Source organism: Marinomonas colpomeniae (assembly GCF_014803385.1).
GTDB classification, from domain to species: Bacteria; Pseudomonadota; Gammaproteobacteria; order Pseudomonadales; family Marinomonadaceae; genus Marinomonas; species Marinomonas colpomeniae.
Map to the genome: position 1 here is coordinate 342,120 of NZ_JACYFC010000002.1, position 23,764 is coordinate 365,883.

The following is a 23,764-nucleotide window of genomic DNA, read 5'->3' on the forward strand; positions in this document are numbered from 1 at the left end:
AAAATACCCTTTGGTATGAATGTATTTACGTTAACGCATTTTTAGGTTTTAGAAGGTTGAAGGACGCATATTATGGCAAACGATCAATATTTACAGGTAGCTATAGCTCAAATATCGCCGGTTTGGCTAAATCGAGATAAAACGATAGATAAAATTTTAGCTGCCATATCAGAAGCGGCGAATAAAGGCGCGGAACTCGTAACCTTTGGTGAAACCCTTCTTCCTGGTTATCCATTTTGGATCGAGTTAACCAACGGCGCGGAATTTAACTCAACTAGACAAAAAGAAATTCACGCTCATTATTTAAGACAAGCCGTGAACATTGAAGAAGGCCATTTACAGCCTATTTGTGACCTAGCAAAACAAAGAAGTATTGCCGTTATTGTTGGCGTCGCTGAAAGAGCGACTGACCGAGGTGGCCATAGTGTTTATTGTTCATTGGTGTACATCGATAAAGATGGCTTGATTCAAAATGTCCATCGTAAATTAATGCCAACCTACGAAGAAAGACTCACTTGGGCATCTGGCGATGGACACGGTTTAAGAACCTTCCCAGTTGGCCCTTTTACCATGGGAGCGCTGAATTGCTGGGAAAACTGGATGCCGCTGGCTCGCGCTGCATTGTACGGGCAAGGTGAGAATTTACATGTAGCGATATGGCCGGGCGGAGAACATAACACACACGACATTACTCGCTTTATCGCAAAAGAAAGTCGCAGTTATGTGATCTCGGCTTCGGGTTTAATGAGAGCGGAAGACTTCCCTGCTGATACGCCTTATTTAGAGGAAATATTAGAGCATGCCAAGCCAATGTTGGCTAACGGAGCATCCTGCATTGCCGGACCAGATGGTGAATGGCTAGTGGAACCTCAAATTGGAAAAGAGGGCATTTACCTCGCCACACTAGACTTTAATACCGTGCTAGAAGAGCGACACAGTTTTGACCCGGTAGGCCATTACTCTAGACCTGACGTCACGCAACTGCACATCAATCGCGAAAGACAAAGCACGATCAAAATCAAAGATTGATTTATTTATTGTCAGAAAAGACTGCTTAGAAATAACTTTCTAACATACTCATTTTGCTCTTTGTCGTTGACAGCGCTCAGAGCAAAATTTTACCTGCGGCCAATCGCGCTCCCACTTCTTACGCCACGTAAACGGACGCTGACAAACAGGACAAATCTTTTCGGGTAAATTTGGTTTTTTATGAGCCATAAAAGCAATACGGAAATCATGGTTGATTGGATCTTAAACTCAAAAAAAACAGCTTATGTTATTAGGTTATCGCTAAGAGGATGGCACAGTGACATTAGAACTGATTGCACTTGGCTCACACGAGAACGTTTATAAAAATGTTAAAAACCTAATATAAAGCTAATCAGGCGGCAACCGACTTAAATATTTTAAGGGGCTGACGCCTTATTACCATAAATAACTATTTCAAAAAGTTATCAATAGGCGGCTGACTAAATAGCCCAGCAATCATATTGTAACCATCAATTAATTTGGAAGTGGGGTCTTTTAAACCTTGTACCGAATTCATCAGTTTACCCACTTCTGATGTGCCGTTTTTGATGTTATTAATGATGCCGTTTAGGCGGCTGAGTTTTCCCTTCTCCGCCTTATCCGACTCACTAATTTGATCGACTAACTTCTCAGCTTGCTCAATTTCCGCAGTGGCTTTTGGATGAGTATTAAGCTGATCTTTCATCTCATCTAGAAAACCACTTATGTCAAAGCAATGCTGATTCTTCTGTTCGATATTGATTGATATGTTGTTTGTGTTAGTTGCTTGAGAGGAAGCCTGAGCTTGAATATGATTATGAACCTCTACTCTAGGGGCAGAGTGGACTTTTTCAAGACCTTTGACTAGTTGAATAAGAATCTGTAATTCATCTTTTGAGGGCTCTATCTTTTGAAGAGAGTTTTGTTTCATCAAAGTAGTCACATCAAACTCTTCAGATGATTCCATTTCCGTTTCACGGTGTTCTAGTTCTTTAAGACTTGGCTCATAGCTTGTGGGTACTATATCTTCAATTAACTTAGATATTAAAATATCATAACCAGATTTTCCACATTCTACGGTGCTTTTGCCTTTGGTTAGATTGTTTTCCAATCGATCTAAAGGGTAGTATTGAGGCTTTTCTGAAACAACACAGTGTTCACATATACATGGGATTTTTTCTTCCACTTCGCCTTCCAAAGACTTAGATAAATCCCGATTCAGTTTTTGGATTTCTGCTCTAAACTTTAATAAAGCATTACGTCTTTGATGTTCTGCTCCGTATACACGTATCCGAATAACACCATTAACCTTATCTATCTCATCTTCCATCAATACTTCGACAGCGCAGTTCCCTTCATTAAACAGCACGCCACTTCGCCAAACATATTGATTATCTGCATTGTCTTTGGCTATGTCAGAAAAGTGGCGAATGATGAGGCGAGCAAACAAGCCTTTAGGTAAAAATCGATATTCAAATTCATATTGTAAGGGTTGGCTTTGTGTTTTGGGGTGGTTTTCAATATCAAGGCGATTTGGTGTTTCAGGTAAAAGCATAGGCACAACATAATGGCCTTCTTTTTCATTAATCGGATAACAAATCTCAAAATGGTCTTTGGTTAATAATGTGAGTAAATGTCCTTTTTGAGCAGGATTATAGAGAGTGTCGTCTAATAAATCGAAGAAAAACGATTCTTCGAACACTCCATATTTTTTAACCACATCATGCTTAAGTACTTGATAGAGCGGATTAACCGCCCATTCAGGATCGATAATGATAAAGTCTCTTAAGCTGGACAAATCATTCTCAAAATAAATAATAACCCCCATCCAATTTAAGTATTTAGCTAATGGCTCTACTTCTGAACTGGCTAGCCCATATTCAGAGCAAATATTTGTAAGCTCGTTAAATCCTAAATCATGACGACCGCTTTCCCGTAAGTGTTCTATATGCTGTTTTACATCTAGCCATGCTTTATCTACCTTTTCTTTAAGAAATGGCAGAGTGGTAAGAGACTGTTGAATAGCATGTTGTAACACTGAAAACTTACTAACATCACCATCCGCTAAGTTTGCATGGAAGTTTTCGATTCCAAAGTCTGGAAATTTTTTATGATATTCGCTTTCATTAAAGTTAGTTACCGAGGCGTTTTCTTTATCGTGTAAGAAGACGATCAATTTACTGTCTTTTTTACCTAAGAAATTAATAATACGAAGCCAATAATCGAAGTTGGTTTTTTGGGCGCGGTTGTCTGCTACCACAACATAAACGGCTCGCTCTGTTAAGAAGAACTTATGGGTGGCGTATTGGATTTCTTGTCCACCGAAGTCCCAAATATTGGCAGTGAAAGGTGTTGATTTGCCATTATCAAAAGGCCATTGAGCGATATTGATACCTTCTGTGGTGGATTCTGTATTCTGTATTCGGTATGGGAATATGCGTTGCATCGGTTAATTTCCTCATTAAAGAGGTTTTACCTGATGCGGGTTCACCAACGATCAGTAATTTGGCTTCGTTAATAAAGATACGATCTGCAGATCGTTGAAATAAGCGTTTAAGTGCTTCAACATTAGTAATGCTTAGTGCATCGACGTCTTCTCCTAGTCCATTGCCCGATAAATTCATGTATTTTAAATTAGGTAAATTTGGCCAGACAGTGGGCCAGATAGACAATTGATTGTCTCCGAGAAAAAGGACTTTTAACTGCTCAGGCAATTCACTCGGCCAGTCAGACAATTGGTTACTATCGAGATCAAGGCGCTGTAACTGTACAGGTAATTCGCTCGGCCAGTCAGACAATTGGTTACTATCGAGATTAAGGCGCTGTAACTGTACAGGCCATTCGCTCGGCCAGTCAGACAATTGGTTATTATCGAGATGAAGGCGTTGTAGCTGCTCAGGCCATTCGCTCGGCCAGTCAGACAATTGGTTATGATTAAGTTGAAGAGTTTGCAGCGGCTCAAGCCATTCGCTTGGCCAGTCAGACAATTGGTTACTATCGAGATCAAGGCGCTGTAACTGTACAGGCCATTGGCTTGGCCAGTCAGACAATTGGTTACTATCGAGATCAAGGCGCTGTAACTGTACAGGCCATTCGCTCGGCCAGTCAGACAATTGGTTATTATCGAGATGAAGGCGTTGTAGCTGCTCAGGCCATTCGATCGGCCAGTCAGACAATTGGTTATGATTAAGTTGAAGAGTTTGCAGCTGCTCAGGCCATTTGCTTGGCCAGTCAGATAATTGGTTATTGTTGAGACTAAAATGTTGTAATTGCTCAGGCCATTTGCTCGGCCAGTCAGACAATTGGTTATCATTGAGACTAAAGTGTTGTAATAGTTCAGGCCATTTGCTTGGCCAGTCAGATAATTGGTTATTGTTGAGACTAAAATGTTGTAATTGCTCAGGCCATTTGCTCGGCCAGTCAGACAATTGGCTATCATTGAGACTAAAGTGTTGTAATTGCTCAGGCCATTCGCTCGGCCAATGTGTGATATTACAGTCATTCATTGAGAGTGTTTTTAGAGAAGCGAAAAATGGAAAAGTAGTAATGTCAGAGAAATACTCTTTATCTTCAGGGAGTAACGTAAACCCAACAATATTACAATTTTCTAAACCCTCTTTCGTATTTAGCCATTGTGTACTGTCTATCGATACATTGAGCGATAAAGAAGGATCTACTTCTTCTAGTGGGTTGCCTGTGATGTCTATATTTTCAACAGAGGAAAGGCAATTCAACCAAGAAGGTAAAGCGGAAATCTTGTTGTCAGATAAATTAATGGAACGAAAAGTTTGAATGTCTGCTAAGCATTGTGGCACTTCATTAAGTTGATCATCAATAAAAGAAAATGATCTTAAGTCTAGGTGGCTTTCATTGTTTTTTAATGCATTTTCCAGTTGTGTCTTTAGTCTTGGAGGTAGAGGTGCAAGCGATTTAGATAAATCTTCCATGGTTTAATGTCCATTCGTATGTTTTTATGAAAATGAGGCGACTTTTTTTATATTACCTATTTTTTTTCACGTCTTATATAGGTTTGCTGGAAAGCGAAAAATTGTTCTGTATTGAGAGTTTTAGTCAAGTAATGCTGTGTTTGGAGTTTGTTTCTGGTTGCAATGCGTTGATGTCAGTACTAGAATTAATTCTGTAGAAGGGCTTAACATATGACTCATTACTGGATTGTCCATATGTTCTCACGCTACCAATGATTCGCCAGTGACATCATTGTTGATGGTTAGATTAAACATTGTTTAGTCACCCTGACCCCAAGTGCTAAAGGGCTGCCACGAACTATCATTTTCTTTTAAAGAAGAGTGCTTAGGTGCTCTTTTTTTATGTCTGCTTCTAACAATAACGACGCAGCGATTTCAAAGATGAGTTCATCGTGTACTCGTATGGTTATAATTACCTTAAATAATCTGATTTGCCAATAATTCAGTAACAGACTGTTTTTTGTTCATCCACTGCTGAGTATGTACGCAACGCCAATCTAAAGACTGAACTATGAAAGGATAAACATCATGTAAAGTCGCGTTGTTGAAGATAGGCTCATGATGACCACATCTATTTCTAAATTTTCTTATGATGTAGCAAGCCTCTTTCAGCGCTTTTCTTATGTCTTGTGGAGTCATAGTTGTTGGGGCGTTAGGGAAAGCCTGAGCAATATAGGGTTTCCATATTCGGCCATCGTGGCGACGAGTCAGCATGTTTTCAAACCACACAAATTTCATTTCTGGCAGTAACTTTCCAACACCTTGGTAGTCTCTATTAATTGCAGATAACAGAGCGCCTTTGTCGGAATCATTTAGTGAATTTTGAAATACCGTATTTGTGGGCCAGTCTTGTCCGTATCGGATAGTGATGGCGTCGGAAATGGCGTTGCGCATTGCCACTTCATAGATATGTAAAGGGAAGAAGAAACGACTAGAAAGCTCAGCGTTCCATTCATACAACTGCAGCGCTTTTGCACTGCGATCTATACCATCCTCAGCAATGACAGCTTGGCGATACGTAGAGAAGCGTTTTACTGAAAGCGTTTGCTCTATGGCTGTGTGTGACATCCTTGATCCTTGAGTCGTCTTGACGTACCTGTCAATTTCACCTAACATCATTTGTGAGTGCTTTGGATATCCCTGCTTTTGCAGCCCACCAAAGACAAATGAAATACTAAAAAAGCCATGCATCTGCATGGTTTTTTTTCATTCTAAAGTAATGTATTTCTCATTACGACAATAAATCCTCTTAATAAAACGGGGCTCTAATGCGCCTCGTCCCAGTTCATTCCAACGCCTGCTTCTACTAATAGCGGTACGTCGATTTTTGCTTGTTATGCGATAGAAAATTAGATCGATGGAATAATGAACGCCGTAGAAAAAATCATTATATCTGTATCTGGTAGACGTTTGAATCCGAGTTTTTCATAGTAATTTTTTAGTTTTTCTATAGAGAAATTTTGATTTGATTCGAAATCCTCAAGAAGTAACTTAGATCTCCATAAATCATCATCTCGATGAGCTTCATATTGTAAAGGAAATGCTTTAAGTGCAACAATTCCAGCCCCAGCAGAAAACCTAGTCATCATGTGCCTTAGAGCTTTCAGACCGATTTTTTCGCCTCTGAATTCTGGTAGAAGCTCAACACGATCTAATATAAGCAAATTTTCATCATTAATACTGTGATTCAAAGTTTCCATGACAAGATCTGAGAAGCCTGTAGAATTCTTTCCAAATATTGGGTCAAAGTACTCGAGCATTGATGAAGAGTGGCAATCCATAACTTCAAAAATATCTTCATGTTCATTGATTGCTCTTACAACATCAACATATTGCGCTCTGAATTTCCCTACCCTTGTGGACTCTTCATATTCATCAACTCTGTTGATAGCGCCATAGTACTCATATATGAGACGGTCTGGTTCGCCAAACTCTTCAACCAAGCTGGTTGATCCCCACTTGAGTTCAATGAGTAAATCCTCTGATGTCATCGTTGCTATTCCTTAAGAAATAATATTCTTGTCTTGATAATTTTATCTTCTATTTGTAGGTGTTTCACGGTCACTTCAAAGGTCATTCCATCATGTACTTGCATGATCATTTTCACGTCTTGGCCGATTTCTACTAGCCATTCGTTTATTTTGATCATGGCGTATTATCTGAATTTTCTCTAAATACTATTTCTGAGAAGGCTTGTTCTAAAGCATCGAAGGCGTCAGAGGGCACTTCATATTGAAACTGATCTCTACGCTTTTTAGATATTTTGCCGTTCTGTTCAAGGCAGAAGATTACCAACTTCGAAAGCGTTCTGTCATTGATGTCGAATTGGTTGTTGATGTGCCGCTTTAGAACATCGTATTGATTTAAGTAGGCAACTTCTTTTTTGATGTAATCTTCCATGGCTTCTTCGCAGGCTTCTGCCATGAGTTCGGCACAAGTGGTGCCGTCCCAATAACGATAAATAGCGTCGTGACCTTGAAAGGTAAAAGTGAAATTTTCCGTATCTAGGTAGTCCACTTGCCAGTGTTGCCTTACCTCGGATGAATAATTGGTTAATGTTTTTAAATATTGGCGTTCTTTATTGTGCAAAACCGCGGAAACAGGCAAGAGAAGTCCGTTAGCCAGTTTGCCACTACGACATAAAACATGATGAAAGAGAAAACGTGATAAGCGGCCATTGCCATCCATGAAGGGGTGTAAAAAAACAAAACCAAAGGAAATAATTGCGCCGAGTACAATGGGGTCAATATTATCCGGTAAATCATTGGTTAGCGTTTCCCATTCGCTCATGAGTGTTCGGCACAGTTCTGGTTCTGGTGGTACGTAAGTGACGCCGATAGAGCCTGATCCATTGCTTAGGTAGTTTTGCTCATTGCGATAAGACATTGCCCATTCATATTGGTTGTTGATCGTGGCATTTTGCAATTCGATCAAATAGTCTTCGTCAATGTTACGCGGTTTGTGAGCTTGTTTTAATAAGTTGGTATAGCGTTGTATCTTGCCTGTATCTGGAAGTTCTTTTTCAATGGCAAAAGAGTCTCTCGTTTCGCTTAAATATACCCAAGATAACGCTCTGTTTAATAAGGACTCATCAAGCGATTCTGTATACTTTTTGGCTTTCTGCAACACATCAACTTCGAGGGCTTTTTCTAAACGAGCAGTTCGCCTTACAGTTACGCAATAGTTTAGTGACCCAATGATATTAATGGTCACTCGCCAGCGTGCGTTCTTTTTCTCAATACCCGTTATATAGTCTTTTGGGTCTAATAAAGGAACGTATTTACCATGCTTAAGCTCGGTTGTTCGTTGAATGTGTTGCTGGTTAAAGTGCTCCCAAAGTAAGCAAGTTATACGTATGTATTTACCTGTTGGAGACGCTTCATAATGTTCGAGGATTTCAGTTTCGCAGATAAGAGGCATGACTTGAGCAAGAACCTGTAAATTCAAACCTTCGTGTTTTAAGGCGAATAACACATGATCTAATAGTATGTCTGCTGGCTTTAGCGTCGCGGGGATTGCTAGGGTGTTTTCTATTTGTTGTTTTTTGGTCACAGGCATAATGCGCGCAGAAGAGTGCAAAGACAGCGCTTTGACTTCTGAGTGCTCAATTAAATAGGCGTATCCAACGTATTCATTTTTCATGCTGTGTACCAGAAAATGTTTTTGTAACTGAAATTTTTATTCAGTTTAGCTTATTATTCAAGAAAAGTTTTTAATAACTAAGATTTTTGTTCAGGATTGGATTTTTTCTAATAAAATTGTTCAAAGTTGTGTTTTTCATTAAATCCATGCCATTTTATCACTTCATCAGCTCAGAAAATCATTCAGCGTCTAAGATTTTTGTTCAGTTTGACTGTTTTACTCAGAAAATTGTTCAGAATTCTTCATTACGTCGAATAAAAAAGGCCTTCGAGTCATCGAAAGCCTTTCTGTGTTTCTAAATAATCTGATTGCTTGAAGTTCTAATGCGCCTCGTCCCAGTTCATTCCAACGCCTGCTTCTACTAATAAAGGTACGTCAATTTTGCTGCTGTTTTCCATGATGTCGACGATTTTCGCTTGAGCGGCTTCTAGGTCTTTTTCGGCGATTTCGAAGATGAGTTCATCGTGTACTTGCATGATCATTTTCACGTCTAGGTCTGTGCTTTGTAACCAGTCGTGCATCTTGATCATGGCGCGTTTGATGATGTCGGCGGCGGAGCCTTGCATTGGCGCGTTGATCGCGGTGCGTTCGGCGGCTTGGCGCATCATGGCGTTGCTGGCTTTGATGTCTGGCAAGTACAGACGGCGGCCATAGATGGTTTCTACGTAGCCTTTTTCTTTCGCGCCTTCACGGGTGTTTTCCATGTATTGCTGTACGCCGGGGTAACGTTCGAAATAACGTTTGATGTATTTAGCGGCTTCTGGGCGGCTGATATCAAGCTGTTTCGCAAGACCAAAAGCTGACATGCCGTAGATCAAACCAAAGTTGATGGCTTTAGCTCGGCGGCGCTGTTCAGTCGTGACTTCGTCTAGTGTGACTTCAAAGACTTCGGCGGCGGTGGCTTTATGCACGTCAGCGTCTTTAGTGAAGGCATCGAGCAAGCCTTTGTCTTGCGACAAATGCGCCATGATGCGTAATTCGACTTGGGAGTAATCGGCCGCGAGCATCTTGTAGCCTGTTGGGGCGATAAACGCTTGGCGAATACGACGACCTTCTGCGGTACGAATTGGGATGTTCTGCAAATTTGGATCAGTCGATGACAAACGGCCCGTTGCAGTAATTGCTTGATGATAGGACGTATGAATACGACCCGTTTTCTGGATCATTTCTGGCAGTTTGTCTGTGTAAGTGGATTTCAACTTAGACAGGCTGCGGTGTTCCATGATCAAGCGTGGTAATTCAAATTCTTGCGCCAATTCTTGCAAGATAGGTTCAGCGGTAGACGGCTGGCCTTTTGGTGTTTTTTTGATAACAGGCAAACCTTGTTTTTCGAACAAGATGACTTGCAGTTGTTTTGGTGAACTTAGGTTGAAACTTTCGCCTGCTTCTTCGTGGGCTTTGATTTCCAGCTCTTGTAACTTGGCGCCAATTTCACTGCTTTGGATGTGCAGTAATTCTGGGTCGATCAAAGCGCCCGTTTGTTCCATTTTCGCCAAGACGGGAATTAAGGGGCATTCGATGTCTTTGAAAATGCTGACCAATTCTGGTGTTTTCTCGACTAGCGGCCAGATAGTTTGATGAAGGCGCAAGGTAATATCAGCGTCTTCCGCTGCGTAAAAGGCAGCTTGTCCTAAGTCGATTTCATTGAAGGTTTTTTGCTTCTTGCCTTTACCGGCTAATTCTTCAAAGCTGACACAAGTGTGTCCTAAGAATTTTTTCGCCAGCGTATCCATGTCATGACGTGAACTTACTGAGTTGTAAACGTAAGACTCCAACATGGTGTCGTAGGCGATGCCGCGTAAGGTAATGTCGTAGTTGTTCAGTACGTTGGCATCGTATTTTAAGTGCTGACCGACTTTAGCTTTGCTGTCGTCTTCTAACCAAGGTTTTAGCTGTTCTAATACCCAATCGCGGTCAAGCTGCTCTGGTGCGCCTTCGTAGTCATGAGCAAAAGGCACATAAGCGCCAATGCCTGCTTCAACAGAAAAAGACACGCCAACCAATTCTGCGGCCATGTAATTTAGGCTGGTGGTTTCTGTGTCGAAAGCGGTTAATTCGGCGTTTTGTATTTTCTCTAACCAAGCATTGAATGCATCTTTATCGAAAACCGTTTTGTAGTTCACCTCTATGTTAGACGCCACTGGCGCATCGACTTGACCATCATTGCCGACGGTGTCGCTGGCAGTTTCTACACTTGGCTCTTTATCTAAATCGGATAACCAAGTTTTGAATTCCAGTTTAGTGAACCACTCGCGTAAAACGTCTTTGTTTACTTCGCCGTTCTCCAACTCTAGAGAATTAAATGGCAATTCTACGTCACATTTGATGGTCGCCAAGGTATAGGACAGCTCGGCCATCTCTTTGTTGTCTTCCATTTTTTGTTTCATGGTTTTGGAACCACGGAAACCCAACGCGGCAATGTCATCTAGGTGCTCGTAAATTTCTTTGATGCTACCCAAACCTTGTAACAAGGCTACGGCGGTTTTTTCGCCAACGCCCGGGACGCCAGGAATGTTGTCGACTTTGTCGCCCATTAAAGCGAGATAATCGATAATCAGTTCTGGTGGAATGCCGAATTTGTCGGTGACACCTTGAATGTCCATGACAGTGTTGTTCATGGTGTTTACAAGTGTGACCTTGTCTGTCACCAATTGCGCCATGTCTTTATCGCCAGTGGATACGACGACTTCACGACCTGCTTCGCCGACTTGTTTGGCGATAGTGCCGATAACATCGTCGGCTTCTACGCCGTCGATAATAACCAGTGGCAAGCCCATGCCTTCCACCATGCGGTGAATTGGCTCGATTTGTGGACGTAAGTCATCAGGCATTGGTGGACGTTGTGCCTTGTATTCGCTGTAGATCTCATCGCGGAAGGTTTTACCCTTAGCATCAAAAATAATAACCATGGGCGAATCAGGGTAGGTTTTGATAAGGCTGCGGATCATACTGATGACACCGCGAGTGGCGTTGGTCGGATGGCCGTCGCTGGTGCTCATTGGTGGAATGGCGTGGAAAGCTCGGTAAAGATAAGACGAGCCGTCGACGAGAACCATTGGTGGAGTTTGTATTGATGAATCCGTAGCCAAAATAGAACCTCTGCATGAATAGGCGATAATTGGCTTCTATTCTATGTGTTTGAGGAGGTTTTTGCAGTCAAAAGAGGAATTAATCTTTCGTTGATGGCTGCTCGATAGCTGTTTCTAGACTCTGTTGATACAAGCTTACTTGGTCGCGGCCGTTGGCTTTCGCGAAATAAAGGGCTTTGTCTGCTTCATCAACTAATATATCGAAGTCCTTTGCCTTTTTTATGCTGGAAACGCCAATGCTGGCAGTGACTTGACCAATGATTTTGTAAGATCGCTGGCTAATAGCGGTTCTAAACATTTCGCCAATCATGGATGTGGTATGAGTGGTGGGATTCACAATAACAACGATAAACTCTTCTCCACCCCAACGCGCAAGGCAATGCAATTCAGAATAAACCGTGCTTAGGCGAGAGGCGAGTTCAATTAAGACATTGTCACCAACAGAGTGCCCAAACTTGTCATTAATATCTTTGAATTTATCAATATCGATAAGAAGAATGCAGATATTGTTAGATGGTTTACCTTCCATTAACCAGCTGTCTAAACCACGTCGATTAAACACATCGGTTAAAAAATCTTGTAGAGAGGCTGCTTTTGAATGTTTCAACTCATAGGTTATTTTTTCGATATTGGATTGTATTTTTTTCTGGTAAGGAATCATGAGTAGTATCAATATGCTTGCCGGGCCTAGCAGAAATAATAAATCATAACCTCTCGGTGTTTGAAGTTGAGACGGAGTTGTTAATAAAAAAAGTAATATAGGTAATGTGTTTAACGACCAACAAATGACTGCAAATTTAGACAGCCTTTCAGGAATTAACATTAGCATCAATGCGGTAGTTAAAATATTCATGCCGGATATAGGTGGAAAGATTGCCACAAAATCCCACATGTTAAGCCATCCACCTATGGTGTAATACAAGGCACTAGGTACAGAGGTGATTAAGGTAATAAAGCAATATAAGAAAAGAGTCTTATGTATTTTATTTTCTGGATCGCTATGTAAATAAGCAAGTACACCTAAATAAGCAAGTACACCTAAATAAGCAAATAAAATCATGACTGGTTGAAAAACATTTATGACAAAGCTACCAGTGAAGAGGGTAGAGCAAATAGTATATATGGCACAGATTAATATCGTACCAATAAGCAGTTGGTACGTTGCTTTAATCAAAAAAACTGATTTACTAAATTGCTGGTCCATATAGATAAAATATCACGCAGTTAGTTTGTCTTTAATACTGAGTATACATAATCAATAATAAAATATTGTTTTTCTTCGTAAAAAGCGTGAGCTGATGTCTGTGTATTTTACTGATAACGAATTGACCTTTAGTCGCTTATTGTGGAGCATAGGCGTTTTCGTATTCGCTTTATCTTTTGATTATACATAGGTAGTACAACTTGGCTGTTTACACATCCCTTTCTGACTCTGACATGCGCGCTTTAGTGGCCGATTATTATTTGGGTGAACTGGTTTCGTTCCAAGGCATTTCAGGCGGTGTTGAAAACACCAATTATTTTTTGATTACTACCACAGGTAAGTACGTGGTGACCTTGTTTGAAGAGTTCGAGTTAGAAGAAGTGCCGTACTTCTTAGATGTTGTCGCACATTTGAAACACAAAGGCTTTAACGTTCCAGCCGCCTTGATTGATATTCATGGTGAACGCTTACGAATGGTGAACGAGCGTCCAGCTATCATTGTGGATTGTTTTCCTGGTACCGAGCTTAAACAAACAGACGTTAGTTCTTGTCAGATAATGGGTGCCGCCTTAGCGAAATTGCATATTGCGGGCGAAGACTTCCCAGAACATCGTGATAGTCATCGTGGTGTGACTTGGTGGCATAAGACCAGTAAAGCGATTGAATCGGAGCTAGAACCAGTACAAGCTGAGTTGTTAATGTCACAAATTTCAGCGTTTGATGCCTTTATTGCAGATCATGCTGATTTACCGAAAACGACGATTCACGGAGATTTGTTTTATAACAACACTTTGTTTGAAGACGGCAAGTTGTCAGCGGTTATTGATTTTTATAACGCATGCCATTCGTGGGTGATGTACGATTTAGCCATTGTGGTGAACGATTGGTGTTCGGACATAGAGACAGGCGAATTGGACATGCCTAAATATCGAGCGCTGTTAAAGGCCTATTTGTACGAGAGGGAAGTAAGTGACGAAGAAGTCATGGCTTGGCCTTATATGCTACGAATTGCTGCGTTACGTTTCTGGTTGTCTCGCTTAGAAGCGTGGCACGGCGCAAAATCCGACCCAGTACGTTTGGCGCAACAACATGATCCACTCGAATTTCAACGTATTTTAGAAGCGCGCATTCGTTATGCGCCCAGTTTATTAGAGTAAAAGGTCAGGTGAGATAAAATGGTCCGTTTTTGGTTGAGTTTATGTTTGTTTATTAGTGCCAGCTTTCTCCTTGTTAACAAGGTGATGGCTCATCCCCATGTTTGGGTTGATTCTCAATATCGAGTAACGATTGATCAACCAAATATAGAAGAATTAGAAGGCATATGGAGTCTTGACCTTTTTACCTCGACTAGTCTGATTGCTGAATATGACGTTAATTCTGATGGTGAGTTTACAGGCCAAGAAAAAATCGAAATGATCGAGGTGCTAAAAAGCTTCGAAAACTATGGTTACTTTATCAAGATGAAGCAGGATGGTGCGGACATCGTTCCATCTGATGTGCATATTATTGATGTTCGTGTTCGAGACCAGATGTTATGGGTTCGTTTTGGTATTACATTGCCATCGTCAGTGGATCTTGAAACCTCGACCTTAAGTTTGGCATTTGGTGATGATGAATTGTATTTTGCCATGGAGCCGTTAGAGGAAGGTTTGGTGCGTTTGTCAGGTCTTTTATCTGAAATTTGTACTCCCGTTGAGCGTGAAGCAGAAGAAACATCCGTGGCATTTTGGGTGGATTTGACCTGCAAGCCTTAATGTCTTTTAAAACGCTTTTAGTGTTTTTTACGTCACTTTATAAGTTGTAAGGAAAGGAAGTCTCAGATGATAGAACATTTTCAATGGTTACCTTTTTTGTTGGCAATTTCTGTTCTTACGATGAGTCCAGGTGTAGACACAATTCTAGTGATGCGAAATGCGGCAACAGGGGGTTGGCGTCTAGGTTTTTTAACTAGCTTAGGCATTTGCATGGGATTGTTCGCCCATGCGACCTTGTCGGCCTTAGGCTTGTCGGTAATTTTATTAGGCTCTGCTGGTTTGTTTACCGCGTTCAAATTTGCGGGTGCCGCTTATCTTGTTTATTTAGGTGTACAGGCGTTGCGCAGCGCAATGAAGCCTGTAGGCATGACATTTAGTGATAAAAAGTCGGCTAAGGTACTAACGGCTTGGGGCGGTTTTCGTCAGGGTATTTTATCGAACGTATTGAACCCAAAGCCAATTATTTTTTATATGGCGTTTTTACCGCAGTTTATCGATCCGTCTTATTCTGCTTTAGGTCAATCTCTCTTTATGGCTTCTCTGCATTTTATTATAGCGATGGCATGGCAAACGTTTCTTGCGCTTATGGTCCATAAAGCGCGAGTTTGGCTGGCGCGACCAAGAGTGGCGCAAATTTTGGATGGCTTAACTGGTTTGTTGCTAGTGAGCTTTGGTGTAAAACTCGCATTAAGTCAGCGCTAATAGTGTTGTTAAATGCTTCTTTGGTAGTTCTCTAAATGAGTTTATTGATCGCAACTTGGATTAAGTTCTTCTTTTTATTCGCGCCGTTCTTTGTGTTGTCTATGTTTCTTGCGTTAACTCGAGGAGAGTCTTCAGCATCACGAAAACAGGTGGCGAATAAGGCCATTATTTCTTCTGCTGCCATTGCGATAGTGTTGTTGTTTTTTGGTGGGAGTTTGTTTTCTATATTGGGCATAACATTAGATTCTTTCAAAATTGGATCAGGTGTCTTGCTGTTTTTATCCGCTTTAAGTTTGGTTCGTGATGGCACACGAAATCATGCGGTCGGTATGCCAAGTGAAGAACGTGATGATATTTCGGTTGTTCCATTAGCCGTGCCAACGATCATTGGACCCGCAACAATCGGTACAATTCTAGTTTACGGTGCTGAACTACAAGGTTGGGATTTAATCCTAGGTTTGATGGGCTTGCTGTTGGCGTTGGGTACCTTAGCTTTGATTCTGTATTCCGGCTCTTTGATCGAAAAAATGTTAGGTCGTACTGGCTTAAATGTATTGTCTAAAATCACGGGTTTGATTTTGGCGGCCATGGCAGCGCAAATTTTTATGAGTGGTGTGATGGGATTTTTACAACCTGTCACTAGTTCTGTTACTGGCTAGTTTTATTTTTAAATGCGGCGTTTTTTGGCTTTAGCTTCTCCTTCGGATTGAGTTGTTATATCATAACAAAATCAATTTATTACTAAGTGAGAACATGTCATGGCGAAGAACGCCGTTTTTTTCTTTCTGTCTTTCTTCCTGTTTAATTCTCCTCTTTACGCCGCGATAGATGTGTCGTTTTATCAAGACTTTATTCAATGGATTATGGGCCAACAGGCGAACTTTCATCGAGAGCTAGTGACTTTGGTGCGCGCGATAAGCAAAGAAGGCAGCGCGGCTTTGCTATGGGGATTGATCACTACGAGTTTCTTTTACGGTGTGTTTCATGCCGCAGGGCCTGGTCATGGGAAAGCGGTAATTTCTGCGTATATGTTAGCCAGTAAAGCGCCGCTGAGTCGTGGTATTAGTTTGGCTTTTCTGTGCGCTGGTGCGCAGGGGCTGATGGCTGTTTTGGTGATTCTGGTTTTGAGTCAGATTTTTTCCTTAGCCGGCAAGGCGATGCAAATTAGTCGGTTTTTTGAAGTTGCGAGTTTCGCGGCGGTTGGTTTAATTGGCGTTTGGATTCTTATACGATTATTACGCGGTAAATCCAGCTGTGGACATGACCATTCGAAAGATCATTTACATGGTCATTCCACAGAAGATGAGCACTTACACGATCATGCAAACAACCACAGTCACTCTCATGACGATACTCACTTTCACGATGACACTTACAGACATGTTTGCTGTTCTCATACTGAAGCGCACGATGCGGAGGAAGCAAAAGTCGCTCGTCGTAGTATATGGGCGATGACGCTTGCCGTTGGTATTCGACCTTGTACTGGTGCGATTCTAGTTTTGTTATTTTCTTTGAGCACTGGGATTTTTCAATGGGGTTTAGCTGCAACGTTTGCTATGTCATTAGGCACGGCCATTACCGTGGCATCCTTGGCTGGTGTCACTGTGTTTGTTCGTGATACTGGTTTTATATTGAGTCGAGAGCATCAAATCTGGCGACAGCGAGTGTCTCGTGCATTCGGTTTTATTGCGGCGTCCGCTTTGATTGTCATCAGTTGCTCTATGATTTTAAGCTATATCAGCAATGCTGGAAGGGCGTTTTAAATGGAAAAAAATACTTCACATGATCACGACCATAATCATGGTGATCAAAGTACTAACCATAATCATAATGATTGTATTGAGAGCGCTTTAGCGACCGCAGAAACCTTATGTGTAGAGCAAGGTCAACGTCTTACCAAGGTGCGTCGTCGTGCTTTAGAGCTAATTTGGGAAAGCCATCGTCCACTTGGGGCTTATCAATTATTAGCGAAATTAGCAGAAGAGGGATTTAACTCAGCGCCGCCGACGGTATATCGCGCATTAGACTTTTTATTAAGCGCGGGTTTGATTCATAAAGTGGAATCAATGAATGCTTATCTTGGCTGCGTCCATGCAGACAAAGAGCATAAGGGCTATTTTCTGATTTGTGATGATTGCCACAATGTTATGGAATTTGATTACCAAGACATTCATGCAGCGTTGATTGAAAAAGCGGCTCAGCAAGGGTTCGAATTACGCGCCGAAACGATTGAGTTAACCGGATTGTGTTCCGCTTGTAAAAGTCATCCTACAGGAGCGAATGTATGAACAAACAGTTAGTCGCTTTTGAACAAATTGGCATTTCATTTAATGGCCGAACCTTGCTAGACGGCATCGATATGAGCATCAGCGAAGGGGAAATTGTTACGCTGATTGGCCCAAATGGCAGCGGAAAAAGCACCTTGATTCGTATCTTATTGGGTTTGCAGGCTGCGACGTCTGGCGAAGTTGTTCGACACAAAACACTGCGCATTGGTTATATGCCTCAGAAGCTCCATATTGATCCTACTTTACCCTTAACCGTGAAGCACTTTTTGGCCTTGGTGCGTGGTGTGGATAAGCATCAAATTCTTCCAACATTAGAGACGTTAGGTATCGCGCATCTCATTCATTCACAAGTGCATGTGTTATCTGGCGGCGAGACACAGCGAGTTTTATTGGCTCGTGCTTTGTTGAACAAACCGAATTTGCTTGTATTGGATGAACCAGTGCAAGGCGTAGATGTGAATGGTCAGGTTGAGCTTTATAACCTGATTGAAGGCATTCGTGATGAACTTGGTTGTGGCGTTTTAATGGTGTCCCATGATTTGCATTTGGTGATGGCAAAAACCGACACTGTGGTGTGTATTAATCAGCACGTTTGTTGTTCTGGTAGTCCACAACATGTGACTGGTCATCCTGCTTATCAGGCACTATTTGGTGTTCCCGGTGCAGATGAATCTATTGCAATTTATGCTCATCAGCATGACCACGTTCATGGCGAACATGGCAGTATTTTATCTGGTGATGACGACACTCACGCCAATTGTAACCATTAAGCCTATTCCAGTTTGGAGTCAGTAATACCATGTTAGATCTTTTGTTTAGAGCCTTGTTAGGCGGATTGGGTGTGGCGGCCGTTGCTGGGCCGTTGGGCGCATTTGTTGTTTGGCGTCGTATGGCGTATTTCGGAGATACCTTGGCGCATTCTGCCTTGTTGGGTGTAGCGCTTGGTTTTTTGTTCGATATTAATTTGAACCTTGCGATTATCGTCTTGTGTGTTGGTTTGGCGTTGGTTTTGGTAATGCTACAGAAGAAACACATTATTGCGACGGATACCTTGTTGGGCATTTTGGCTCATTCTGCCTTGTCATTAGGGCTGGTTGCCGTGAGTTTTCTCGATAACATTCGTATTGATTTGATGGCCTATTTGTTTGGTGATTTATTGGCAATAAGCCAAACCGATGTGTATTGGATTTACGGTGGTGGGTTGGCAGTGATTACTTTGTTAGTCGTATTCTGGAAGCCACTTTTAGCTATGACAGTAAATGAAGAGTTAGCAAAAGTAGAAGGTTATCCAGTTGAAGCGATTCGCTTATTGCTTATGTTGCTGGTGGCGTTAGTTATTGCAGTGGCAATGAAAATTGTCGGTGTGTTGTTGATTACTTCTTTAATGATTATTCCCGCTGCTACGGCTCGTAAATTGTCTAAAACACCTGTTCAAATGGCTTCTATGGCAAGCTTAATTGGTTGTTTGTCGGTATGCGGTGGATTGTGGGCATCTTACCAATGGGATACACCAACGGGACCAAGCGTTGTGGTTTGTGCGGCGTTTTTGTTTTTAATTGCCTACACTTTACCAATTCAGCGCCTTAAATATTTTAATAATTAATGCACTAAAATCTATTGAGTTGCTGATGTAGTGTTACAGTGAAAGTCATATAAAGGTCATTAAATCTTATTGTTTATTTCTTGTGTTAGAAATTGTAATAATAATCATCTGCTTTACGTCTAATCTTAAAGGATGTATCGCGGCGTTAATTTAGACGTCATATTTAAGGTCATTTAGAGGTTAGTCTATGCTGGGTTTTACAACGATTCGAGGTCGTTTAACCGCGAGTTATTTAGTGTTGTTGGTATTTCTATTAGTGGTAATAGGGCTTTCTGTTACACGCTTTCAGATGCTATCAAGTAACACACGAAGTATTGTTGATGAAAATGCAGCACTGGTTGAATTAACTGGTGAGCTAAATGTAAACGCAGAAAGCTTAGCGAGCCGTTTATTACTTTTATTCGTTGTAGAAGATCGTGATGCTCGTGTAGCGATTTATAAAGAAATTGATGAACGTAATCGCAACATGGATGCCAGCCTAGAACTAATGGCGACCTTAGTTACCTCTGAAGCCAGCAAATTAAATATTGAAAACCTTCAAAAGCAGCGAGTTGTTTATCAAGCGGCTTTGCAAGCGACAGTAGAAGCTGTTGAGTTTGGTGAGTTAATTGATGCACAGATGCAGATGGCTGGCCCAACAATAGACGAATTACAAACCTTTTTGGCTCAAACAAAAGCGCTATCAGAAAGAGAGCGCAAAATGATGCAAACCCGTCAGCAGCAAGTATTGTCTGATTCTGAACTTGGAATTCTGATGATTATTGGAGTGGGTATCTTAGCGTTATTGATAGGTACCATTATGTCGGTACTAATTACTCGCAGTATTGTTAATCCATTACGTCAAGTCGGTAACCTATTAGATTGTGTGGCGAGAGGGGATTTATCTCATACCATTAATCTTCAACAAAAAGGTGAAATAGGTAAGTTGGTTGGCAGTGTGAAAGTCATGCGTGCTAGCTTAGTCGGCGTGGTCAATAAAATAGACTCAAGTGCGCAAACGGTTGTGGATGCTGTCAGTGATATTCGTACTAGTGTGGTGAATGTTCAGCAAGGCTCTGATAAGCAAGAGCTTATGGCAAGTGATATTCAAGCTTCTGTTGAAGAGTTATCTACTGGTGTAACGACTATGGCGGAGCACGTTGCCGTGTCCCGTAATCAAGCTGAAGCAGCTCATGGTTTGGCAAAGCATGGTAAACAGATTATTAATGATGCCGCAAAAGATATTACGTCTGTGGCTGCGTACATTGAAGAAACATCCAATTCAGTTACTAAATTGAAGGAAAGCGCCGCAACGGTATCTGACTTTGTTAATGATATTCGTAATGTTGCAGATCAAACTAATTTGTTGGCGTTGAATGCATCTATTGAAGCGGCCCGTGCTGGTGAAGCTGGTCGTGGTTTTGCAGTTGTTGCAGATGAAGTTAGAAACTTAGCGAGTAATACTGCGAAAGTAACGGAATCTATCGATCAGGTGATTACATCTATTGCCGACTTGTCTGTGAGAATCTCTGATGAGATGGAGCAAGGACAAGAGCGTATGCGCCATGGTGTAACGCAAATAGAAAATGTAGTCGGGCCATTGACCCAGTTAGAGGAAGATTCTGCTGTATCACTTAAGAGTTTGGATGGTTTATCTGAACTTGCACAACACCAATCTTCTGAAGCCAATGATATTGCTTTGCATATCACTCAAATTGTCGATGTGACGGTTAATAACGGCCAAACTTCATTGCACCTAACTGCGCTAACAGACGCCTTGTCAGGTGCTTCAGAGCAAACAAAGCAAGCAATTTTCACGTTTACGCTACCAAAAAGCTAATACCTGAATGGTTATTAGCTTTTTGAGCCCCTCTTTAAAGCAACACAATTGGTTAACGCTTTGCTAACCAATTGTCTAAAGAGAAAGAGCCTGCGCCTCGGTACATCAGTAACAAAGCGATCGCCAACCAAGTAGCATGAGTTGGGTAAGCATCAGGATAAACAAAAATCTGAATGACCAATGTCATCATCGCAATACCAAATCCTGCAAGACGAGTAAAAAGACCACTTAGAATCAAAATTGGCAGAAGGTGTTCTGCTAATGTTGCTAGTACCGCTGCAATCATAGGAGGTATAAGTGGCAGGTTGTATTCGTATTCAAATAAGAACCCTGTGGTTTCCGCTAGTCTTGGAAAGCCGAGTTCCATTTTCATCGCAATAATATCAAGAGAAAAGCCTTCTATTTTAGTTTGGCCAGATTTCCAAAACACGGCGGCTATGGCGAAGCGAGCGACAAATAAAATAACGGATTCTGGAATTTTACGAAATATTTCTTCGCTTTTATCGTTAATAATAGACAGCATAGTAGTTCCTTGTAGGTTTAAGTTTTTTGTTTATTTTGATTGTTGATATGTACCGTTGGCTCTATGAGCTAGGTGGTCATTCGATGTGAGTGAGTATGTTCCATTCAATTAGTTTAGCCAGTGTTTCACCTAAGTCAAAAAGGCCTGAATCCGGTACCGCGTCTTCGAGTGACTTTTTTTGCATTAGATGTTTTATGAAAATGGCTTCTTCTTTCTGGATTATGTGCAGTTGAGCATATAGATGAGACTTAACCAGCAGTAGGTATTCACTTTTATGAATATCGACCTTATTAAGGCGTTGATGGCCATCGCTAAAGTGCGCTTGATATAGGGAACCGATAGCAAAAGGTGACGCTAATATCTGAGTAGTAGGTGGAATGTTAAGTTGTAGCTTACCTGGGTCTTCCACAGACACAAACGCAGAAGAAACTGCTTCATGATCTAGGGTGTCATATTCTTCGCTGTGAGTAAGTGTTAGCATGGTCTGTTCTAGCGCGGCAACATCTGCCAAAAAAGGGATACTTTTGGCAGGGTCAAAATTACGAACGAAATCTGAAAAACCGACACCGTATTCACTAATAATCGGCGAACTAGGTGGGTTATCTAACAAATAGATGCGCGCCATTGCTCGAAAAAACTCTTCTCCCACGAGTGTTTCAGTAATAGGGAAAATATCACATAACGCATCAACCAGTGAGACTACAACATTGTTACGGTAGACGTTTAGCCTCACTTCTTGTTCTTGCATATTTGGCGCTTTGATTTCGTTATAAAAGCGAGTGTCTTCAGTGAGTAACGCTGTTTTAAATGACGTGTTCACGGGGTATCTCCAATGGTTGGATAGACTCTCGTATACGATTTGCCATATTTGCTTCTTCTATTAATGCCGCCATTGGAGGCAAATTTCCATCTCGTTCAATTAACGTTGGGCAGTCGCCTGTTAAGGCTAAGGTATATTGATAAAGCGACCACACATCTGGTGAAACAGGTTCGTCATGACTGTCTATTTTTAATGGAACAGTTGAGTTGTCATCTGTTGTGTGACCCGCTAAATGTATTTGACCTACTGCTGCGACAGGAAAATTGTTTAAATATTGGTAAGCGTCATGGCCATGGTTAAAGCAAGATACTTCGACATTATTTACATCTAGAAGTAAGCCACAGCCAGTGCGTTTGCTCATTTCTGTAATAAAGGCAATTTCGCTCATCTCACTACGGTTGAATTCAAAATAGGTTGATGGATTTTCTATTAATATTTGGCGTTTTACACGGGATTGTATTTGATCTATGTGTTCGCATACTCTGCGTAATGTCGCTTCATCATAAGCAACAGGCAGTAAATCATTCAAAAATGTATTGTCGTGGGAAGACCAAGCTAAGTGCTCTGAAAATACTTCAGGTTGGGTCTCGTCAACTAATTGAGCAACTCGATCAAGGTGTTGATTATTAATTGGATGTTCGCCACCAATAGATAGCCCGACACCGTGCACAGTTATAGGGTAATGCTGGCGAATCAATTGTAGATAATGACGCGCAGGTCCGCCTTTGCTCAAATAATTTTCTGCGTGAATTTCAAAGAAACCGACATCAGGTAATTCAGATAAAATGAGTTGGTAATACGCGGGTTTCAGGCTGATACCTGAACGAGAACGAAAACGTTTCGCAAAGCTCGAAGAATGGGGAGTATCTTCGGCTTGCGTAAACGTGAGTTCTGAAAGAACAGGAGACATATTTTTGTATCAGTCTCTTAGAATGCTTTCAGTTGGCCATGGCCAGTAGCAGATGTTTTAGAGTCCATATCCATGCAAGTGCCAGCTGGAACTAGTTTCCAAGCGTTGCTTTGGAAATCAGTTTTAGATGTACCAGCACAAGATGTTCCAGGACCTGCAGCACAATCATTTTGACCAGCAAGAGCCACGCCGTAACATTTTTCTTTACTTGCTGCTTGAGCTGGAACAGATACTGCAGAGATAGCGACGGCAGTACCAAGTGCAAGTGCTAATGATGCTGTTGATTTTTTCATAGTAGATCCTCTGTGTTTTAATAATGATTGTTGTATTAAGTATGGCACAAAGTGCCGATTTAGTTTTCCAAAAAGTCTTAACTTTTTGGTTACATACCTTTGACGTAAGTCTAGTTAAGTTTC

The 23,764-nt window shown here is 41.4% G+C and carries 23 protein-coding genes; 10 read left to right on the forward strand and 13 right to left on the reverse strand.

Annotation, left to right across the window (positions count from 1 at the left end; genetic code table 11):
• Positions 1-72 precede the first annotated feature (72 nt).
• Positions 73-1,029 (forward strand): carbon-nitrogen hydrolase family protein, encoded by a 957-nt coding sequence (locus tag IF202_RS06745; protein WP_191594124.1) that lies wholly within the window; start codon positions 73-75, stop codon positions 1,027-1,029.
• A 48-nt stretch (positions 1,030-1,077) separates the two neighbouring features.
• On the opposite strand, the gene IF202_RS06750 is transcribed toward IF202_RS06745, so the two are convergent.
• From IF202_RS06750 to IF202_RS06790, 9 genes are all read right to left on the reverse strand, one after another.
• A complete protein-coding gene (locus IF202_RS06750; RefSeq protein ID WP_191594125.1) occupies positions 1,078-1,218 on the reverse strand; it encodes a DUF2256 domain-containing protein in 141 nt (46 codons plus the stop codon).
• Between the two features lie 220 nt (positions 1,219-1,438).
• Positions 1,439-3,454: a COR domain-containing protein gene (locus IF202_RS06755; protein WP_191594126.1), complete on the reverse strand. Its 2,016-nt coding sequence runs from the start codon at positions 3,452-3,454 to the stop codon at positions 1,439-1,441.
• On the reverse strand, positions 3,375-4,955 hold the full coding sequence (locus IF202_RS06760) for a hypothetical protein (RefSeq protein ID WP_191594127.1): 1,581 nt from the start codon (positions 4,953-4,955) through the stop codon (positions 3,375-3,377). The genes IF202_RS06755 and IF202_RS06760 overlap by 80 nt, the downstream gene beginning before the upstream one ends.
• A 456-nt stretch (positions 4,956-5,411) precedes the next feature.
• On the reverse strand, positions 5,412-6,062 hold the full coding sequence (locus IF202_RS06765; RefSeq protein WP_191594128.1) for an Abi family protein: 651 nt from the start codon (positions 6,060-6,062) through the stop codon (positions 5,412-5,414).
• Positions 6,063-6,343: 281 nt separating this feature from the next.
• Positions 6,344-6,985, reverse strand: a complete 642-nt coding sequence (locus IF202_RS06770; protein WP_191594129.1) for a hypothetical protein — start codon at positions 6,983-6,985, stop codon at positions 6,344-6,346.
• Between the two features lie 5 nt (positions 6,986-6,990).
• Positions 6,991-7,143 carry a hypothetical protein gene (locus IF202_RS06775; RefSeq protein ID WP_191594130.1) on the reverse strand — a complete coding sequence of 51 codons (153 nt, stop codon included), beginning with the start codon at positions 7,141-7,143 and terminating at the stop codon, positions 6,991-6,993.
• On the reverse strand, positions 7,140-8,636 hold the full coding sequence (locus tag IF202_RS06780; RefSeq protein WP_191594131.1) for a Fic family protein: 1,497 nt from the start codon (positions 8,634-8,636) through the stop codon (positions 7,140-7,142). The genes IF202_RS06775 and IF202_RS06780 overlap by 4 nt, the downstream gene beginning before the upstream one ends.
• Before the next feature lie 320 nt (positions 8,637-8,956).
• Positions 8,957-11,692 (reverse strand): DNA polymerase I, encoded by a 2,736-nt coding sequence (gene polA / locus IF202_RS06785; protein ID WP_191594602.1) that lies wholly within the window; start codon positions 11,690-11,692, stop codon positions 8,957-8,959.
• 112 nt (positions 11,693-11,804) lie between these two features.
• Positions 11,805-12,929: a GGDEF domain-containing protein gene (locus IF202_RS06790; RefSeq protein ID WP_191594132.1), complete on the reverse strand. Its 1,125-nt coding sequence runs from the start codon at positions 12,927-12,929 to the stop codon at positions 11,805-11,807.
• A 200-nt stretch (positions 12,930-13,129) separates the two neighbouring features.
• On the opposite strand from IF202_RS06790, the gene IF202_RS06795 reads away from it, so the two are divergent.
• From IF202_RS06795 to IF202_RS06835, 9 genes are all read left to right on the forward strand, one after another.
• A complete protein-coding gene (locus IF202_RS06795) occupies positions 13,130-14,086 on the forward strand; it encodes a homoserine kinase (RefSeq protein WP_191594133.1) in 957 nt (318 codons plus the stop codon).
• 18 nt (positions 14,087-14,104) lie between these two features.
• Positions 14,105-14,683: a DUF1007 family protein gene (locus IF202_RS06800; RefSeq protein ID WP_191594134.1), complete on the forward strand. Its 579-nt coding sequence runs from the start codon at positions 14,105-14,107 to the stop codon at positions 14,681-14,683.
• Between the two features lie 66 nt (positions 14,684-14,749).
• Positions 14,750-15,385 carry a LysE family translocator gene (locus IF202_RS06805; protein ID WP_191594135.1) on the forward strand — a complete coding sequence of 212 codons (636 nt, stop codon included), beginning with the start codon at positions 14,750-14,752 and terminating at the stop codon, positions 15,383-15,385.
• Between the two features lie 35 nt (positions 15,386-15,420).
• Positions 15,421-16,044, forward strand: a complete 624-nt coding sequence (locus tag IF202_RS06810; protein ID WP_191594136.1) for a MarC family protein — start codon at positions 15,421-15,423, stop codon at positions 16,042-16,044.
• Between the two features lie 99 nt (positions 16,045-16,143).
• On the forward strand, positions 16,144-17,148 hold the full coding sequence (locus tag IF202_RS06815) for a nickel/cobalt transporter (protein WP_191594137.1): 1,005 nt from the start codon (positions 16,144-16,146) through the stop codon (positions 17,146-17,148).
• On the forward strand, positions 17,149-17,673 hold the full coding sequence (locus IF202_RS06820; protein ID WP_191594138.1) for a Fur family transcriptional regulator: 525 nt from the start codon (positions 17,149-17,151) through the stop codon (positions 17,671-17,673).
• Positions 17,670-18,443 (forward strand): zinc ABC transporter ATP-binding protein ZnuC, encoded by a 774-nt coding sequence (gene znuC / locus IF202_RS06825; RefSeq protein WP_191594139.1) that lies wholly within the window; start codon positions 17,670-17,672, stop codon positions 18,441-18,443. Before IF202_RS06820 ends, znuC begins: the two co-directional genes overlap by 4 nt.
• Positions 18,444-18,472: 29 nt before the next feature.
• On the forward strand, positions 18,473-19,276 hold the full coding sequence (gene znuB, locus IF202_RS06830) for a zinc ABC transporter permease subunit ZnuB (RefSeq protein ID WP_191594140.1): 804 nt from the start codon (positions 18,473-18,475) through the stop codon (positions 19,274-19,276).
• Between the two features lie 187 nt (positions 19,277-19,463).
• Positions 19,464-21,095 carry a methyl-accepting chemotaxis protein gene (locus IF202_RS06835; RefSeq protein WP_191594141.1) on the forward strand — a complete coding sequence of 544 codons (1,632 nt, stop codon included), beginning with the start codon at positions 19,464-19,466 and terminating at the stop codon, positions 21,093-21,095.
• A gap of 52 nt (positions 21,096-21,147) precedes the next feature.
• On the opposite strand, the gene IF202_RS06840 is transcribed toward IF202_RS06835, so the two are convergent.
• The 4 genes from IF202_RS06840 to IF202_RS06855 all read right to left on the reverse strand — a co-directional run bounded on the left by IF202_RS06840 (position 21,148) and on the right by IF202_RS06855 (position 23,641).
• Positions 21,148-21,618, reverse strand: a complete 471-nt coding sequence (locus IF202_RS06840; RefSeq protein ID WP_191594142.1) for a DoxX family protein — start codon at positions 21,616-21,618, stop codon at positions 21,148-21,150.
• A 76-nt stretch (positions 21,619-21,694) separates the two neighbouring features.
• The gene (locus IF202_RS06845; RefSeq protein ID WP_191594143.1) at positions 21,695-22,438 is read right to left on the reverse strand and encodes an HvfC/BufC family peptide modification chaperone; all 744 of its coding nucleotides are present in this window, start codon (positions 22,436-22,438) and stop codon (positions 21,695-21,697) included.
• The gene (gene bufB, locus IF202_RS06850) at positions 22,422-23,348 is read right to left on the reverse strand and encodes an MNIO family bufferin maturase (RefSeq protein ID WP_191594144.1); all 927 of its coding nucleotides are present in this window, start codon (positions 23,346-23,348) and stop codon (positions 22,422-22,424) included. Before bufB ends, IF202_RS06845 begins: the two co-directional genes overlap by 17 nt.
• A 17-nt stretch (positions 23,349-23,365) precedes the next feature.
• Positions 23,366-23,641, reverse strand: coding sequence for a BufA1 family periplasmic bufferin-type metallophore (locus tag IF202_RS06855; RefSeq protein ID WP_191594145.1), 276 nt, complete (start codon positions 23,639-23,641; stop codon positions 23,366-23,368).
• Positions 23,642-23,764: the final 123 nt, after the last annotated feature.

Coding starts and splice junctions, on each gene's coding strand:
- IF202_RS06770 (WP_191594129.1), bottom strand. CDS start 6,985: ATGACATCAGAGGATTTACTCATTGAACTCAAGTGGGGATCAACCAGC.
- polA (WP_191594602.1), bottom strand. CDS start 11,692: ATGGTTCTCGTCGACGGCTCGTCTTATCTTTACCGAGCTTTCCACGCC.
- IF202_RS06805 (WP_191594135.1), top strand. CDS start 14,750: ATGATAGAACATTTTCAATGGTTACCTTTTTTGTTGGCAATTTCTGTT.
- IF202_RS06800 (WP_191594134.1), top strand. CDS start 14,105: ATGGTCCGTTTTTGGTTGAGTTTATGTTTGTTTATTAGTGCCAGCTTT.
- IF202_RS06820 (WP_191594138.1), top strand. CDS start 17,149: ATGGAAAAAAATACTTCACATGATCACGACCATAATCATGGTGATCAA.
- IF202_RS06775 (WP_191594130.1), bottom strand. CDS start 7,143: ATGATCAAAATAAACGAATGGCTAGTAGAAATCGGCCAAGACGTGAAA.
- IF202_RS06815 (WP_191594137.1), top strand. CDS start 16,144: ATGGCGAAGAACGCCGTTTTTTTCTTTCTGTCTTTCTTCCTGTTTAAT.
- IF202_RS06835 (WP_191594141.1), top strand. CDS start 19,464: ATGCTGGGTTTTACAACGATTCGAGGTCGTTTAACCGCGAGTTATTTA.
- IF202_RS06745 (WP_191594124.1), top strand. CDS start 73: ATGGCAAACGATCAATATTTACAGGTAGCTATAGCTCAAATATCGCCG.
- bufB (WP_191594144.1), bottom strand. CDS start 23,348: ATGTCTCCTGTTCTTTCAGAACTCACGTTTACGCAAGCCGAAGATACT.
- IF202_RS06855 (WP_191594145.1), bottom strand. CDS start 23,641: ATGAAAAAATCAACAGCATCATTAGCACTTGCACTTGGTACTGCCGTC.
- IF202_RS06790 (WP_191594132.1), bottom strand. CDS start 12,929: ATGGACCAGCAATTTAGTAAATCAGTTTTTTTGATTAAAGCAACGTAC.
- IF202_RS06750 (WP_191594125.1), bottom strand. CDS start 1,218: ATGGCTCATAAAAAACCAAATTTACCCGAAAAGATTTGTCCTGTTTGT.
- znuC (WP_191594139.1), top strand. CDS start 17,670: ATGAACAAACAGTTAGTCGCTTTTGAACAAATTGGCATTTCATTTAAT.
- IF202_RS06810 (WP_191594136.1), top strand. CDS start 15,421: ATGAGTTTATTGATCGCAACTTGGATTAAGTTCTTCTTTTTATTCGCG.
- IF202_RS06760 (WP_191594127.1), bottom strand. CDS start 4,955: ATGGAAGATTTATCTAAATCGCTTGCACCTCTACCTCCAAGACTAAAG.
- IF202_RS06780 (WP_191594131.1), bottom strand. CDS start 8,636: ATGAAAAATGAATACGTTGGATACGCCTATTTAATTGAGCACTCAGAA.
- znuB (WP_191594140.1), top strand. CDS start 18,473: ATGTTAGATCTTTTGTTTAGAGCCTTGTTAGGCGGATTGGGTGTGGCG.
- IF202_RS06765 (WP_191594128.1), bottom strand. CDS start 6,062: ATGTCACACACAGCCATAGAGCAAACGCTTTCAGTAAAACGCTTCTCT.
- IF202_RS06755 (WP_191594126.1), bottom strand. CDS start 3,454: ATGCAACGCATATTCCCATACCGAATACAGAATACAGAATCCACCACA.
- IF202_RS06840 (WP_191594142.1), bottom strand. CDS start 21,618: ATGCTGTCTATTATTAACGATAAAAGCGAAGAAATATTTCGTAAAATT.